The 14300-nt window shown below is 72.7% G+C and carries 17 protein-coding genes; 6 read left to right on the top strand and 11 right to left on the bottom strand.

Going from position 1 to position 14300, the window contains the following annotated elements:
• Positions 1–3: 3 nt before the first annotated feature.
• Positions 4–591, top strand: coding sequence for a hypothetical protein (locus tag QK442_RS22365; RefSeq protein WP_282695802.1), 588 nt, complete (start codon positions 4–6; stop codon positions 589–591).
• Complete coding sequence (locus tag QK442_RS22360; protein ID WP_282695801.1) at positions 588–1082, top strand: hypothetical protein; 495 nt, start codon at positions 588–590, stop codon at positions 1080–1082. Before QK442_RS22365 ends, QK442_RS22360 begins: the two co-directional genes overlap by 4 nt.
• Positions 1083–1098: 16 nt before the next feature.
• Here QK442_RS22360 and QK442_RS22355 read toward each other — a convergent pair whose 3' ends face one another.
• The 3 genes from QK442_RS22355 to QK442_RS22345 form a co-directional block, all read right to left on the bottom strand.
• Positions 1099–2070 carry a sigma-70 family RNA polymerase sigma factor gene (locus tag QK442_RS22355; protein WP_282695800.1) on the bottom strand — a complete coding sequence of 324 codons (972 nt, stop codon included), beginning with the start codon at positions 2068–2070 and terminating at the stop codon, positions 1099–1101.
• A gap of 75 nt (positions 2071–2145) precedes the next feature.
• The gene (locus QK442_RS22350; RefSeq protein WP_282695799.1) at positions 2146–2853 is read right to left on the bottom strand and encodes a L,D-transpeptidase family protein; all 708 of its coding nucleotides are present in this window, start codon (positions 2851–2853) and stop codon (positions 2146–2148) included.
• A 101-nt stretch (positions 2854–2954) separates the two neighbouring features.
• Positions 2955–4229: an MFS transporter gene (locus QK442_RS22345; protein WP_282695798.1), complete on the bottom strand. Its 1275-nt coding sequence runs from the start codon at positions 4227–4229 to the stop codon at positions 2955–2957.
• 62 nt (positions 4230–4291) lie between these two features.
• Here QK442_RS22345 and QK442_RS22340 point away from each other — a divergent pair, with 62 nt between their 5' ends.
• The gene (locus QK442_RS22340; RefSeq protein ID WP_282695797.1) at positions 4292–5281 is read left to right on the top strand and encodes a LysR family transcriptional regulator; all 990 of its coding nucleotides are present in this window, start codon (positions 4292–4294) and stop codon (positions 5279–5281) included.
• On the opposite strand, the gene QK442_RS22335 is transcribed toward QK442_RS22340, so the two are convergent.
• Complete coding sequence (locus QK442_RS22335) at positions 5267–6046, bottom strand: alpha/beta hydrolase (protein WP_282695796.1); 780 nt, start codon at positions 6044–6046, stop codon at positions 5267–5269. The genes QK442_RS22340 and QK442_RS22335 overlap by 15 nt on opposite strands.
• Positions 6047–6339: 293 nt before the next feature.
• On the opposite strand from QK442_RS22335, the gene QK442_RS22330 reads away from it, so the two are divergent.
• The gene (locus QK442_RS22330) at positions 6340–7548 is read left to right on the top strand and encodes a transposase (RefSeq protein WP_282695795.1); all 1209 of its coding nucleotides are present in this window, start codon (positions 6340–6342) and stop codon (positions 7546–7548) included.
• A gap of 133 nt (positions 7549–7681) precedes the next feature.
• Here QK442_RS22330 and QK442_RS36390 read toward each other — a convergent pair whose 3' ends face one another.
• Positions 7682–7882 carry a GNAT family N-acetyltransferase gene (locus QK442_RS36390; protein WP_349239677.1) on the bottom strand — a complete coding sequence of 67 codons (201 nt, stop codon included), beginning with the start codon at positions 7880–7882 and terminating at the stop codon, positions 7682–7684.
• A gap of 137 nt (positions 7883–8019) precedes the next feature.
• Positions 8020–8490, bottom strand: coding sequence for a hypothetical protein (locus QK442_RS36385; protein ID WP_349239674.1), 471 nt, complete (start codon positions 8488–8490; stop codon positions 8020–8022).
• Between the two features lie 116 nt (positions 8491–8606).
• On the opposite strand from QK442_RS36385, the gene QK442_RS22320 reads away from it, so the two are divergent.
• Both QK442_RS22320 and QK442_RS22315 read left to right on the top strand, forming a co-directional pair.
• Positions 8607–9761, top strand: a complete 1155-nt coding sequence (locus QK442_RS22320; protein ID WP_282695794.1) for an adenosine deaminase — start codon at positions 8607–8609, stop codon at positions 9759–9761.
• Between the two features lie 193 nt (positions 9762–9954).
• Positions 9955–10335: a hypothetical protein gene (locus QK442_RS22315; protein ID WP_282695793.1), complete on the top strand. Its 381-nt coding sequence runs from the start codon at positions 9955–9957 to the stop codon at positions 10333–10335.
• A 68-nt stretch (positions 10336–10403) separates the two neighbouring features.
• On the opposite strand, the gene QK442_RS22310 is transcribed toward QK442_RS22315, so the two are convergent.
• From QK442_RS22310 to afsQ1, 5 genes are all read right to left on the bottom strand, one after another.
• Positions 10404–10610 (bottom strand): PspC domain-containing protein, encoded by a 207-nt coding sequence (locus tag QK442_RS22310; protein WP_282695792.1) that lies wholly within the window; start codon positions 10608–10610, stop codon positions 10404–10406.
• Between the two features lie 89 nt (positions 10611–10699).
• Positions 10700–11272 (bottom strand): VanZ family protein, encoded by a 573-nt coding sequence (locus tag QK442_RS22305; protein ID WP_282695791.1) that lies wholly within the window; start codon positions 11270–11272, stop codon positions 10700–10702.
• 39 nt (positions 11273–11311) lie between these two features.
• Positions 11312–11917: a hypothetical protein gene (locus QK442_RS22300; protein ID WP_282695790.1), complete on the bottom strand. Its 606-nt coding sequence runs from the start codon at positions 11915–11917 to the stop codon at positions 11312–11314.
• Positions 11914–13467 carry a HAMP domain-containing sensor histidine kinase gene (locus QK442_RS22295; RefSeq protein ID WP_282695789.1) on the bottom strand — a complete coding sequence of 518 codons (1554 nt, stop codon included), beginning with the start codon at positions 13465–13467 and terminating at the stop codon, positions 11914–11916. Before QK442_RS22295 ends, QK442_RS22300 begins: the two co-directional genes overlap by 4 nt.
• Positions 13464–14141 carry a two-component system response regulator AfsQ1 gene (afsQ1, locus tag QK442_RS22290; protein WP_282695788.1) on the bottom strand — a complete coding sequence of 226 codons (678 nt, stop codon included), beginning with the start codon at positions 14139–14141 and terminating at the stop codon, positions 13464–13466. Before afsQ1 ends, QK442_RS22295 begins: the two co-directional genes overlap by 4 nt.
• Positions 14142–14300 lie beyond the last annotated feature (159 nt).

Raw genomic sequence — 14300 nt, 5'->3', positions numbered from 1 at the left:
CCGATGGACAAGAAGTGGCTGCCGCTGACCGTCGTGCTCGGCGTCGCCGGGGCGGCGGTCGTGACGGCGACCTTCTGGCCCGACGACGAGAAGAAGGCGCCGCTGCCGCAGACCCTGTGCCACGGTGCGCTCAGCCGGCAGACGGCCGAGCTGATCGACGACGGCAAGGGGGGCGAGATCAGCGCGGAGGAGTGGGAGAGCAAGGGCAAGGGCAGTGACTACGCGGTCTTTAAAGCGTGCAGTGTGCAGCGCGTCGACCGCGACAGCGACTACCCCCGAGACATCTTCAAACTGATCATCGCAGATGAGCGGCATGACCCCGGCTCCAGGAAGGACTCCGTCCCCCTCGGCGCCGGATTCAAGGGCTGGGCGCTCCCCGAGGAAGCCAAGGCATGGCTGCCCGCCGGCTGCGCCGCCCGTATGGGCTCGACCGCCCAGTACCTCACGGTGACCTTCATCGGGCCCTCGAAGAAGGACGAGGAACAGAAGAAGGACTCCGCCGACCGCGACACCGCGATCCGCAACAGCTCGGCGATCGTCCGCGAGGCGGCCACGAACCTCGCGCGTCTCGCTGGCTGCGGGGGAACGTGAGCGGGGAGCCGGTCTTCGTCAGGAGCGGGTGGGGGACCGGCCGGTACGTCTACAACCACCGCAACCCGGTCGGTCGCGCGCTCATCGTCCTGGCGCCGCTCGTCGCGCTCGGCGGGCTGTACGGCATGTGGGCCGAGTCGACGTGGAGCGAGGGCGAGTTCCGCGACGCCGTTCACCAGGGCGTCGCGGACCTGGACGGCAAGCGGCACTACACGAGTCTCGACAGCGACCACGGCTTCCTGGTCGCCGAGGCGATCCGGGAGAGCGGCATCGGGCCCGGGCACGGCGTTGAGACGCGCGAGGGAGAGTACGGCGGCCACACCGTCGGCACCGAGGACACCGACACCGAGTACTGCGTCCGCGTCACGCTGACCCGTGACAAGGAGCCGCCCGTGGTCTTTCCCGGAGCCGAGGACCTGCCGCCACCCGGCCCGGGCATGCTCGCCTTCTACGTCTCCCACGCGACCTACGGCGAGGGCGCTTGCCGCTGAGTCCGAAGGAGACCGCCTACGCCTCCAGCCGCTCCGGCAGCTCGAAGAGGGGGAACCAGCGCGGGGTGTCCAGGAAGAAGTCCATCCCGGCCACCTTGCCGTCCCGCAGCTCCAGGACGATCAGCGCCCACGGGCTGTAACCGCCCTCCGGGTCCGGGTGGTAGTGCGCGAAGGCCGGCGAGCCGTTGGCCACCGTCGGCACGAGGCGCGAGCCCCGGCACACGTCGCCGACGCCCAGCATCCAGCCCACGATGTTCTCGTGGCCCTGGAGCCAGAGGTCGAACGGCGGCATGGACATGGTCGCGTCCTCGTGGAGCAGCGCGGTCAGCGCCTCCATGTCGTAGCCCTCGAAGGCCGCCACGTACCGCTCAAGGAGCGCCTGCTGCTCCTCGTCGAGCGGGTCCGCCGCGTCCGACTCGGCGGGGGCCTGCGCGGCGATGGCCGCCCGGGCCCGCTGGAGCGCGCTGTTCACGGAGGCGACCGAGGTGTCGAGCAGCTCGGCGACCTCGCTCGCCTTCCACGCGAGCACCTCGCGCAGGATCAGCACCGCCCGCTGCCGGGGCGCCAGGTGCTGGAGCGCGGCGACGAAGGCGAGCCGCACGGTCTCCCGGCCCATCGCCGTCTCCGCCGGGTCGCCCGCGCCCGGCATCACGCGCCCGTCCGGGATCGGCTCCAGCCAGGTGATCTCCGGCTGCTTGACGAGCTGCGCCTGCGCCACCGGCGTCGGCCCGGAGAGGTCCATGGGCCTGGCCCGTCTGTTGCCCGCGCTGAGCGCGTCCAGGCAGACATTGGTCGCGATCCGGTAGAGCCAGGACCGCAGGGAGGAACGGCCCTCGAAGGAGTCGATCGCCTTCCAGGCCCGCACCATCGTGTCCTGCACCGCGTCCTCCGCCTCGAAGGAGGAGCCGAGCATCCGGTAGCAGTAACCGGTCAGCTCCCTGCGGTACTTGTCGAGTTCCTCGGTCGTCGCCACGGTGGTGTCGCTCATCAGGTCCGTTCCCCCTCATCGGCACCGGTCGGTGCCGATGAGAGCGAAGCTACCGCAGCCCACTGACAGCCGGGATCAGGTTCCCGGCTTCCGTCCGTAGACGTAGACGTCGTCGCCGTTGCGCAGCAGGTTCCAGTACGCCTTGGCGTCGGCCGACCGCATGTTGACGCAGCCGCCGGAACCGGGCGGGTTCCACATGGACTTGGTGGTCGAGTGGAAGGCCTGGCCGCCGTCGAAGAACTGCGCGTACGGCATCGACACGTTGTAGAGGGTCGACCAGTGGTTGATGTTCCGCCAGTAGACCTTCTTCAGGCCGGTACGGGTCGGGGTGCCGGCCTTGCCGGTGCGCACCGGCACCGGGCCGTACTTGAGGCGCGAGCCGTCCTGGATCCAGCTGAGCTGGCGGGTGAGGTCCACGCACGCGATCCGGCCCTTGTTGGTCGGGCACTTGCCGGCCTTGTTCGGGTTGGTCCCGGCCGCCTTCTGCTGGATCATCGTGTCCATCGTGCGCCAGGTGATCGGGCCCGCGTAGCCCATGGTCGGCGTGATGCCGTGCTTGCGCTGGAAGGCCTGGATCGCCTGGCAGTCGCCGAGCGACTGGCGCCCGTCGACGGTGCGGCCGAGGAACTTCTCGACCTGCTTCTGGTACGGCCCCGTCGTCACGTTGCACGACGCGGCCTGGGCCGGCGCGGCGCCCAGCACGAGGGCCGCCGGTACGAGCAGCGAGGTGAGGCCGGCGGCTATGCCGGCTCTCTTCCCCGCCCGGTGCGTGAATCCGTTCATGAGAGTCAACTCCCCCTTGAGTCCTGATATTCGGGACGTAGGGGGGAGTCCCGCGGTTGCGCCGCGCCCGAAGTCGTGACCGTTCGGTCACACGCCCGCGCTCAGGCCGTCGCCGGGCGGAGCCGCCGCGCCTCGACGCGCGCGCTGTGCGTCCCGTACAGGGTGATCGAGACGACGCCGAGCACCGCCACCAGACCGATCCAGACCGTCCCGGTCCAGCCGCCCGCGTGGAAGGCGATCGCGCCGAGCGTGCCGCCCGCGCTGGAGCCCAGGTAGTACGCGGACTGGTAGAGCGCGGAGGCCTGCGCGCGGCCCGTCCTCGCCGTCCGGCTCACCGAGGAGGACGCCACCGCGTGGCCCGCGAAGAAACCGGCCGTGATGAGGACCAGGCCCGCGAGGACCGTGGCCAGCGAGTCGGAGAGCGAGAGCAGCAGGCCCGCGGTGGTGGTGGAGACCGCCAGGTACAGCGCCCCGCGCCGGCCGAGCCGGCCGACCAGCTTCCCGGCCGCCGCGGACGACACCGTACCGACCAGGTAGACCAGGAAGATCGAGCCGATCACGCCCTGCGGCAGCGAGAACGGGGCTTCCGCGAGCCGGTAGCCGATCACCGTGTACACGGCGCCGAAGACCGTCATGAACAGCGCGCCGATCCCGTACAGGCGCACGAGCAGCGGGTCCGACAGGTGCGCCTTCACCGTGCCGGAGAGGGCCCTCGGGTCGAGGGAGGCCGGGGAGAAGTGGCGGGCCTTCGGGAGCAGCGCCCGGAAGGCGAGCACGCACACCAGGGAGGTCAGGCCGACGGCGGCCAGGCCCGCGCGCCAGCCCCACAGCTGGGCGACCCAGCCGGTCACGAGCCGGCCGCTCATCCCGCCGATCGAGTTGCCGGCGACGAAGAGGCCGACGGCGCCGATCAGCGCCCGGGGCCGTACCTCCTCGGCCAGGTACGCCATCGCCGAGGCCGGCAGTCCGGCCAGCGCCGCGCCCTGCACCGCCCGCAGCACGATCAGCGCCTCCAGGCTCGGCGCGAAGGGCACCAGGAGTGCCACGCCGACCGCGACCGTGAGGGAGGCGGTCATCATCGCCCGCCGGCCGAACCGCTCCGACAGGGCGCTGAGCGGCAGCACGCACAGGGCGAGCGCGCCGGTCGCGGCGGAGACGGTCCAGGAGGCGGCCGAGGCGGTGGCGCCGAACTCGGCGGAGATCGCCGGGAGGAGGGCCTGGGTGGAGTAGAGGAGCGCGAAGGCGGCGAGTCCGGCGGCGAAGAGCGCGAGGCTCATCCGGCGGTGGCCGGGGGCGCCCGGGGCGAGACGGGTGTCGACGGGCGAAGAGGCGGACGCGGCGGTGGCGGCGCCCGCCCCGGTACTGGCAGGAGGCATGCCACGAACGTAGGGCGGTCCGTTTCATGCGTCCAATGCATGGAACTGCTGTAATCGTTCCCATGCCGCATGAGTACAGGTCACAGCCTCGTCTGTCACCGAACAGTAACGAAGAAGACATGGGGCTGCTGCTCGCGCCCCGCCTCGCGTACTTCGCCGCCGTCGCCCGGCACGAGCACGTGACCAGGGCGGCGGCCGAGATGGGCGTGCCCCAGTCGACCCTCTCGCGGGCGATGGTCCGGCTTGAGGCGGACCTCGGGGTGGCGCTCTTCGCCCGGCGCGGTCGCACGGTCGCCCTGACCCCGGCGGGCCGCCGTTTCCTGACCGCCGCCGAGCGGGCCCTCGCCGAGGTCGAGCGGGCCGCCGACACCGTACGGGCCGACGCCGACCCCACCGCGGGCCGGGTCGCCTTCGGCTTCCTGCACACCATGGGCTCGGAGACCGTCCCGGCGCTCATCCGGGCCTTCCGGGCCGATCACCCGAAGGTCCGCTTCACCCTGGTGCAGAACTACGGCGAGGCGATGATCGAACGGCTCCGGGCCGGCGAGCTCGACCTCTGCCTGACCTCGCCGGTGCCGGACGCCCCCGACCTGGTGGCCCGCCGGCTCGACGAGCAGCGGCTGCGGCTCGTCGTCCCCGACGACCACCGGCTCGCGGGCCGCCGCCGCATCCGGCTCGCCGAGGCGGCGGAGGAGACCTTCGTGACCCTCGAACCGGGGTACGGGCTCCGCCGCATCACCGACGACCTGTGCGCCGAGGCCGGGTTCGCGCCCCGGGTCGCCTTCGAGGGCGAGGAGGCCGAGACCCTGCGCGGCCTGGTCGCGGCAGGGCTCGGGGTGGCGCTGCTTCCGCCGCCCGCCGTGGCCCGCCCCGGCGTCGTCGAACTGACCGTCACCGCCCCGCGCGCGGTCCGCGAGATCGGCGTGGCCTGGCTGGACGGCCACCCGGACACCGCCCCGGTGGCCGCCTTCAAGAAGTTCCTGCTGAGCCGCCGCGGCCAGCTCCTCCCCAAGGGGTCGCGGCCGCCGCAGGACGACTCAGCGCCGGCGTGAGGAGGACCCGAACCCGGCCGCCAGCGGCATCCGGAGGCCTATCGGCGGCGGCGCCGCCATCGCGTCCGTCAGCGGCCGGGCGACGGGCCGCGCGAAGAGCGCGCCGAGCACGAAGTCGGCGGCGAGCGCCCGCACCTCCTCGGCGTAGTGGCGAAGGCCGTGCCCGTCCGTGTGCACCTCGAAGCGGCAGGTCTCCCGGTTGGCCTTCTTGGCGCGTGCCGCGAAGCGGAAGGACAGTTCGGGGTCGGTGCGGGCGTCGTTGGTGCCGTGCACGATGAGCACCCGCCGCCCCGCCAGCTGCCGTACGGGCTCGGGCTCGGCGGCCACGTCGTCCTCGGGCAGCCAGGGCGCGAGCGCCAGGACCGCGCCGACCGCCGGGTGCCCGGCCGCCCGCAGCGCCGCCCGGGCGCCCATGCCGTGGCCGATCAGGCAGACCGGGACGTCGCCGTAGCGCCGTACCGCCTCGGCGACCGCCCAGGAGGCGTCCGCCGCGAGCTCCGCGTCGGTGCCGTTCCAGCCCCGCCCCCGGTAGCGCACCACCTGGGTGACAAGGCCCTCCGGCCGTCCCGCGCGGGCGAGTTCGCGCCCCAGTGGCAGCGCGGCGGCGTACGCCCTGGCCGACGCCCGGCGCCCCGACACCGGCTCGCCGTCCGGCAGCAGCAGCGCCACGCCGCCCACCGCCGCCACCGACCTCGAAACCCCGACAGGCCGACCGAGCCGGGGTCTCCGGCCGTCGGCGGTCCCCACGAGTGCGTACTGCGCCATCAGATTCCTCTCGAAAGGGGACCTCCGGCTTTAGCCGGAGGGGGAATTTCGTCCTCGGACCGGAGGCGCGCAGCGCCGGAGACCGCTCCGTTCTCCGCCCGCGACCGACGGTCGCAAAGTGGTAGCATCCTGGTTGTGGCTAGAGGTGATCGCCGGGAGTCGCTGAACCTTCGCGTTGCTCCTGAGCTGAAGCGGCAGATCGAGGCATACGCCGAGCGCGTGGGAATCTCGATCAACGCCGCCGCATGTGTCCTCCTCGCCGATGGGCTGCGCGCCGAGCGGAGGCGCGAGCGATGATCCGCGCGTACAAGTTCCTCCTGCGTCCCACGGCCCGCCAGAGGGCCGCGCTGGGTGAGATGCTGCGGGACCACTGCTCGCTCTACAACGGTGCTCTCCAGGAGCGCCGGGACGCCTACCGGCACGCCTCGAAGACGACCGTGCGCTACGGCGACCAGTCGGCGCAGCTCAAGGAGATCCGGGCGTTCGACCCCGAACGGCAGGGCCGCTGGTCGTTCTCCTCCCAGCAGGCCACCCTGCGCCGCCTGGACAAGGCGTTCTCCGCGTTCTTCAAGCGTGTCAAGGCGGGCCGGACACCCGGATACCCCAGATTCAAGGGCGTCGGCCACTTCGACACCGTGGAGTTCCCCAGGGACGGCGACGGCTGTCGCTGGGACTCCGCCCCGCACGATCCGCAGACCCGCGTCCGCCTGCAGGGCGTCGGCCACGTCCGCGTGCACCAGCACCGCCCCGTCAGGGGGCGCGTCAAGACGATCGCGGTCAAGCGCGAGGGGAACCGCTGGTACGTCGTCCTGTCCTGCGATCAGATGCCCGTCGAGTCCCTGCCGGACACGGGCGTGGTGGTCGGCATCGACATGGGCACCACACACTTCCTGACCACCTCCGACGGCGAGCACATCGCCAACCCGCGCTTCCTCGAAGCTGCTGCCGGCGACCTGACCGAAGCACAGCGGCACCTGGCGACCTTCCCCAAGCGCACCAAGCGGCGCACCAAGAAGCACCGGGCCGCCGCCCGCAAGGTCGCAAAGATCCACGCGAAGATCCGCCGCCAGCGCCTGGACCACGCACACAAGACCGCGCTCACCCTGGTGCGGGACCACGACGCGATCGCGCACGAGCGGCTGAACACGGCGGGCATGACCCGCACCCCCAAGCCCAAGCCCGACCCTGACCAGGACGGCGCGTTCCTCCCGAACGGCGCCGCCGCCAAAGCGGGCCTGAACCGATCGATCCTCGATGCGGGTTGGGGGGTGTTCCTCACGATCCTCACCAACAAGGCTGAAAGCGCCGGTCGGACCGTCGTCGCGGTGGACCCCCGCAACACCTCCCGCACCTGCCCGTCCTGCGGGCACACCGCGAAGGAGAACCGCGCCACTCAAGCGAAGTTCGAATGCACGGCGTGCGGGTTCGCGGCGAACGCGGACCACGTCGGCGCGACGAACGTCCTCAACAGGGCCGGGCTGGCCCTCTGCGACGTGGCCTAGCCACCGACACAGGAAGCCCGCGCGTTTACGCGTGGGTGGAGTCACGACAGAACAGTCTCAGAATCCGAGGTGTACGGCAGTCGTATGCGCGGTCTCTGTTATGTATCGCCGTCCGGGCGAACTTCCCTCCGGTCTATGCCCGTTCGAAGCAGTGCACGGCGCCGACCGGGACGAAGCCGCGCCGCTCGTACCAGTGGCGCGGCCAGTCGTCCGCGAGCGCGGTGAGGAAGCGGGTCGCGCAGCCCGCCTCGTCGGCGAGCCGCAGCGCGGTGTCCAGGACGGCCCCGGCATGCCCCTGGCCGAGGTGGGACGCGGCCGTGACGAGGTCCTCGATCTGCGCGGTCCCGGTGGCCGGGTGCAGGTACAGGTCGGCTCACGAGGCCGGTTCGCCCCACTCGTCGTGCGAGGCGAGGAAGCGTACGTCGGGGGCGCCCCGGTGCCGGGCCGCCCGCCGGTCGACCAGCTCCCGGATCACCTCGTCCCCCGCCTCCGGCAGGAACCGGCGCCAGCTCTCCGCGACCGGCCCGCGCAGGGCCGACAGGTCCACCTCGCGGGCCCGCCGCGCTCCGGCACGGGCCCGGTGTGGACCATCACGAGCACCACGGCGGGGGCGTACCCGGCGTGGAGCAGCGGCACCGCGCAGGCCCGCCCCACCTCGTCGCCGATGACGTAGACGGCGCGGTGCGGCAAGTGTCCGAGCAGCTCCTCGGCGCGGTCCGGCAGCTCCTCCGGCTCCGTCGGGCCGTCCACGAGCAGGTGGTTGTCGCCGCGCGACAGGGCGTAGGCGTCGTCGAGCGCGGCGAACCCGCCGGGGAAGTCGACGGTCCGGGCCGCCTTCCGGCGGGTGAAGGCGGACAGGAAGGCGTAGGCGCGGGCGCGTTCGGCGCCGTGCGCGTCGGTGGGTCCGTCGGTGTGCGCGCTGGCCTCTGCGGGGGTGCTCATACGGCCACAGTAGGCAGCCAGGACCGGGGCCCGCACCGGAAAAACCCGCTTCGGGCACGGCCCCGCAAGGCGTGCCACAAGGCGCGCTCTACGCGCGTAGGGGCTAGAGTGCGGCAATGACGAGCCAGACATCCCACGTCCCCACCGCGGACCAGATCCGCCGTGCCCCGAAGGTGCTGCTCCACGACCACCTCGACGGCGGACTGCGCCCCGGCACGATCATCGAACTCGCCCGGGAACAGGGCTACTCGAAGCTGCCCGAGACCGAACCCGACAAGCTCGGCGTCTGGTTCCGCGAGGCCGCCGACTCCGGCTCCCTGGAGCGCTACCTGGAGACCTTCGCGCACACCTGCGCCGTCATGCAGACCCGCGAGGCGCTCTTCCGGGTCGCCGCCGAGTGCGCCGTCGACCTCGCCGAGGACGGCGTCGTCTACGCCGAGGTGCGGTACGCCCCCGAGCAGCACCTGGAGGGCGGGCTGACCCTGGAGCAGGTCGTCGAGGCGGTCAACGAGGGCTTCCGGGAGGGTGAGCGGCGGGCCCGCGCGGGCGGCCACCGGATCAGGGTCGGTGCCCTGCTCACCGCCATGCGGCACGCGGCCCGCGCCCTGGAGATCGCCGAACTCGCCAACCGCTACCGGGACCAGGGCGTGGTCGGCTTCGACATCGCCGGCGCCGAGGCCGGCTTCCCGCCCACCCGCCACCTCGACGCCTTCGAGTACCTCAAGCGGGAGAACAACCACTTCACCATCCACGCCGGCGAGGCCTTCGGCCTGCCGTCCATCTGGCAGGCCCTCCAGTGGTGCGGCGCCGACCGGCTCGGCCACGGCGTCCGGATCATCGACGACATCGAGGTGGCCGACGACGGCTCGGTGCGGCTCGGCCGGCTCGCCGCGTACGTCCGCGACAAGCGGATCCCGCTGGAGATGTGCCCCACCTCCAACCTCCAGACCGGCGCCGCCGCCTCGTACGCCGAGCACCCCATCGGCCTGCTCCGCACGCTCCACTTCCGGTTGACGGTGAACACCGACAACCGGCTGATGAGCGGCACCAGCATGAGCCGGGAATTCGAGCTCCTGGTCGACACCTTCGACTACACGCTCGACGATCTCCAGTGGTTCACGGTCAATGCGATGAAATCGGCGTTCATTCCTTTCGATGAACGCCTCGCCATGATCAACGACGTGATCAAGCCCGGATATGCCGAACTGAAGTCCGAGTGGCTTTTCCGGCAGACCGCCACGACCAGCGCGTCTTCCGGTCAGGGCGGCTGAGAAACGGCTCACGGAGGGCTCGGAGAACGCCGGGCGGACCCGACACCCGGCGGCATTCCGGTGTTTGCGCAGCCGACTCGGGACGGTTAGTTTGCGGAGCTGCTTTGCCTGTCCGGATTCCCCTGTTCCGGATTTCTTCACCCGATGGCCCGAAGCTCAGCCCCAAGCCCCCAAGCCCAAGGAAGATCCTCAGATGAAGCAGTCTGCCGCCAAGAAGCTCGGTGTCGCCGCCCTCGGCGCCGCTTTCGCCGCTGCCGCCGCCGGCACGGCCTCCGCGGCCCCGCTCCCGGCACCGCTCGACGGCGCCGACGCGCTGGCCCCCGTGACCCAGCTCGCCCCGCTGGGCGACGGCCTCACCCAGCTCCCCGACGGCGCGGGCGAGGCCCTCGCCGGCGGCCAGGGCGCCCTCGGCCAGGGTCTCGACCAGGGTGTGAAGACCCTTCCCGCCGCGGCCGGCCAGGCCACCCAGAACCTGCCGACCGACGCCGCCACCGGCGCCCTCGGCGCCACCCCGCTCGGTGCCGCCACCGGCCTCCTCGGCGGCCTGCCGCTGGCCGGCCTGCCGATCGGCTGACCCGCGCCGTACACCCGCGGAAGGGGCGCCCACCAGCACGGTGGACGCCCCTTCGGCCTGCCCGCGGACTACCAGGCCGCGTTCGCCTTCGCCCGCGACTCGCCCGGCAGCAGCACCCACAGCGCCAGGTAGAGGAGGAACTGCGGGCCGGGCAGCAGGCACGAGACCAGGAAGATCACGCGCATCGTCGTGGCGGAGGTGCCGAAGCGCCGGGCGAGCGCCGCGCACACCCCGCCGATCATCCGGCCTTCACGGGGGCGGACAAGTGCGGCCATGGTGGGCTCCTTCGTCGGTTCCGGAAGCCGCTCCCTCGGGCTCCCGACGACATCCATGGTGCGCCGCCGCCCCACCCTCCGGCGTCGGTCTACCGGGCGATCGGAACCCTGGAAATCCTCGGGGTACGACCCTGACCCGCCTCGTTCCCGGACAGGAAACGACCCTGACGCGGGCCCTGCTCCCGGCCCTGCCGCTCCGACCTGCGGCGCCGCAGCCGCGCCCGCGCCGCCGGCACCACCAGGAGGTGCGCGAGCGCCACCCCCAGCGTGTTCAGGAACACCGAGTCCACGTCCACGACCTGCCCCGGCACCGCCGTCTGCAGCAGCTCCAGGGCCAGCGACACCAGCGCCCCCGCCGCCGTCGTCCGGGCCAGCGAGCCCCACCGCGACACGTCGAGACGCCCCTCGCACATCGGCAGCAGCACCCCGAGCGGGGCGAGCAGCAGCAGCCCCTCCGCGATCAGCCGGGCCGCCTCGCCGGGGCCGAGCGCCAGATCGGCCCGCAGCCCGGCCAGCGGCACCGTGTTCGGCGCGGTCACCCAGGCCACGTCGCGTGGGAGCAGACCGCCCCAGGCGACGAGCAGCAGATGCGCGACCAGGAGCACGAACCCGGTCACGCGGACGACCACGGCGGCGTTCCCGCCCGAACCTTGACGCTGCACGCCCCCCAAGACGCGGACCGCGCGGGGAACGGTTCCGCTTCAGCCCGCCGGCGTCACCGAGACGGCCGGCACCGGAACCGTCGGCGGCGCCGACTCGGGACGCTCCCGCAGCTCCGTCGTACAGCGGTACCGCTTCGGCGGGTACGCCCCCGGGCCCGCGAGCAGCACCGTGTGCCCGCCCGCGCCCGCCGAGCTCTCCGCGAAGGTGCACACCAGCTGCGACAGGGCCGTCGGCGCCAGGTCCTCCGGCTGCCGGCTCAGCCGCAGCGTGCCCGCCGGGTCACCGGCCCGGCCGCCCGCCACCTTCAGCGGAGCCCGTACCGCCGTGGTGAAACCGGCCTGCCGCTCCGCCTCCGAGGGGTCCGCGAGCAGCTGCGCGAGCAGCGCGGACGCCGTCCGCACCGGATCGCCGCTCGCCTTGTCCTCCGGCTGCGGCGACCTGCGGTCCACCGGCTCCAGCTGCGACCCGCACACCAGGAAGGCCCGCACCGGAACCCCGTGGTCGGGCCCCGAGGCCTCCGGCACGTCGCACGGCACCCGCGACGGGGCCGCGCCCGCGTCCACCGGCACCGACGTCGTCCTGATCCCGCACCCGGCGGTCGTCAGCAGGACGAGCGCCGCCACCACCACCGTACGCAGCCTCACGCGTCCTCCCCTTCGCCCCGCGGGGAGTCGGCGCCCGGCTCGCCGGCGACCGCCGACGCGTCCCGGGGCAGCCGCAGCACGAACACCGCGCCGTCCACCGCACCGTCCTCGCCCACCGAGTTGGCGGCGGAGATCGTCCCGCCGTGGATGAGCGCGTTCTCCATCGCGATCGACAGGCCGAGGCCGGAGCCGTCCGACCGGGGCCGCTGCGCGCTCGCCTTGTAGAAGCGGTCGAAGACGTGCGGCAGCACCTCCTCGGGGATGCCGGGCCCGTGGTCCCGCACCGCGACGACCAGCTCCTCGCCGTCCGGTCCCTCCTCGGTGCGGACCGAGACCCGCACCGGCGAACCACCGTGCTTCAGCGCGTTCCCGATCAGGTTCGCCAGGATCACGTCGAGGCGGCGCGGGTCGAGCCGGCAGACGATGCCGCGCTCCGCGTCGAGCTCCACCGCGTCCAGCCAGGCCCGCGCGTCGATGCACGCGGTGATCTGGTCGGCGATGTCCACGTCGTCCAGGACCAGCCGGGCGGTGCCCGCGTCGAAGCGGGTCACCTCCATCAGGTTCTCCACCAGGTCGTTCAGCCGCCGCGTCTCGGACACCACGAGCGCCACCGCGGGGGCGATCATCGGGTCCAGGGCGTCCTGCTCGTCCTCCAGGACCTCCGTCACCGCCGTCAGGGCGGTCAGCGGCGTCCGCAGCTCGTGCGACATGTCGGCGACGAACCGCCGGGAGGACTCCTCCCGGGCGCTCATGTCCGCCACCTGCTTCTGCAGGTTCTCCGCCGCGCTGTTGAACGTCCGCGACAGATCGGACAGTTCGTCCGCGCCCGTCACCCGCAGCCGGGTGTCCAGCTTGCCCTCGCCGAGCTGCCGGGCCGCCTCGCCGAGCCGCCGCACGGGCCGCAGCACCGTCGTCGCCGCCACCTGCGCGAGCAGCACCGAACCGATCACCGCGAGCCCGGTCGCGATCCCCAGCGACCACCCCAGCGAATTGAGGTCCGCCTTCTCCGCCGCCAGCGACTTGAACATGTAACCGGCGGGCCCGCCGCCGTCGATCCGCGTACCGCCGACCAGATACGGCGTCCCGCCCCGCTCGACCCGCTGCCAGAACAGGTGGTACGGATACGGGTTCGCGTCCGTCACCGGGCGCCGGGTGTCCACCGCCTCCCGCAGCGACGCCGGCACGTCCTTCAGCGTGAACACGTCCGGGTCCGAGGCGCCCACGATCGGCTTCCCCGCCGCCCGCTCCCCGAGCAGCAGCACCTGGTACCCGGCGGCGCCCGCGGTCATCTCCTCGGCGGTGCGCCGCAGATCCTCCTGGGTCGGCCGCAGCGGCAGCGTCGCCACCCGGTTCTGCATCTCCTGCCGGAAGCCGTTCAGCGCGCTGTCCTGGGTCCGCCTGAGCACCGCCTCGCGGTTCAGCCAGTACGCGATCCCCGACGCCGACACCGCCGCCGTCAGCGCCACCAGCGCGAACACCACCACGAGCCGCAGCCGCAGACTGGACAGCCGCAGCCGGCCGAGCACCCCCCTGTTGTTCCCCCCGGTCACGCAGGAACGTCCAGCCGGTAACCGACGCCCCGCACCGTACGGATCAGGGTCGGCGAGGACGGCACGTCCTCCACCTTCGCCCGCAGCCGCTGCACGCACGCGTCCACCAGACGCGAGTCGCCCAGGTAGTCGTGCTCCCACACGAGCCGCAGCAACTGCTGCCGGGACAGCGCCTGTCCGGGCCGCCGGCTCAGTTCGAGCAGCAGCCGCAGCTCGGTCGGGGTCAGCTGGAGGTCCTGGCCGTTCTTCGTCACCGTCATCGCGGCCCGGTCGATCACCAGCGACCCGAAGGCCGCCGAGTCCGTCGACTCCCGCTCGCCGCGCCGCAGCACGGCCCGGATCCGGGCGTCGAGCACCCGCCCCTGCACCGGCTTCACCACGTAGTCGTCGGCGCCCGACTCCAGGCCCACCACCACGTCGATGTCGTCGCTGCGCGCGGTCAGCAGGATGATCGGAAGCTGGTCGGTGCGGCGGATCCGCCGGCACACCTCGAACCCGTCGATGCCGGGCAGCATCACGTCGAGCACGACCAGGTCGGGCCGCTGCTCCTTGAGCAGCTGCAGGCCGTCCTCGCCCGACGCGGCGGTGGCCACCCGGTGGCCCTGCCGGGACAGGGAGAGTTCGAGGGCCGTGCGGATGGCGTCGTCGTCCTCGATCAGCAACAGAAAAGGCACGGCGTCATTCTGGCTCATACGCCGTCCGAGTTCGACCGCCCGGAGGCGCGCTCCCGCGACGACCCCTGTGACACGCCTGTGACAGTCGGCGGACACCGCCATGAAGTCCGGGGGGCAAGCTTCTTGGCACACGGACCGAAGGACACACTCCGACCCGAC

The sequence above is a fragment of the Streptomyces sp. CC208A genome, assembly GCF_030010625.1.
Lineage (GTDB): Bacteria > Actinomycetota > Actinomycetes > Streptomycetales > Streptomycetaceae > Streptomyces.
The sequence above is the reverse complement of the archived record's forward strand: the minus strand, read 5'-3'. Positions and strand labels throughout refer to the sequence as shown.

Excerpts from the sequence above, each read along its gene's own strand:
- QK442_RS22365 (WP_282695802.1), top strand. The coding sequence starts at position 4 with ATGGACAAGAAGTGGCTGCCGCTGACCGTCGTGCTCGGCGTCGCCGGG.
- QK442_RS22355 (WP_282695800.1), bottom strand. The coding sequence starts at position 2,070 with ATGAGCGACACCACCGTGGCGACGACCGAGGAACTCGACAAGTACCGC.
- QK442_RS22350 (WP_282695799.1), bottom strand. The coding sequence starts at position 2,853 with ATGAACGGATTCACGCACCGGGCGGGGAAGAGAGCCGGCATAGCCGCC.
- QK442_RS22345 (WP_282695798.1), bottom strand. The coding sequence starts at position 4,229 with ATGCCTCCTGCCAGTACCGGGGCGGGCGCCGCCACCGCCGCGTCCGCC.
- QK442_RS22340 (WP_282695797.1), top strand. The coding sequence starts at position 4,292 with ATGCCGCATGAGTACAGGTCACAGCCTCGTCTGTCACCGAACAGTAAC.
- QK442_RS22335 (WP_282695796.1), bottom strand. The coding sequence starts at position 6,046 with ATGGCGCAGTACGCACTCGTGGGGACCGCCGACGGCCGGAGACCCCGG.
- QK442_RS22330 (WP_282695795.1), top strand. The coding sequence starts at position 6,340 with ATGATCCGCGCGTACAAGTTCCTCCTGCGTCCCACGGCCCGCCAGAGG.
- QK442_RS36385 (WP_349239674.1), bottom strand. The coding sequence starts at position 8,490 with ATGAGCACCCCCGCAGAGGCCAGCGCGCACACCGACGGACCCACCGAC.
- QK442_RS22320 (WP_282695794.1), top strand. The coding sequence starts at position 8,607 with ATGACGAGCCAGACATCCCACGTCCCCACCGCGGACCAGATCCGCCGT.
- QK442_RS22315 (WP_282695793.1), top strand. The coding sequence starts at position 9,955 with ATGAAGCAGTCTGCCGCCAAGAAGCTCGGTGTCGCCGCCCTCGGCGCC.
- QK442_RS22310 (WP_282695792.1), bottom strand. The coding sequence starts at position 10,610 with ATGGCCGCACTTGTCCGCCCCCGTGAAGGCCGGATGATCGGCGGGGTG.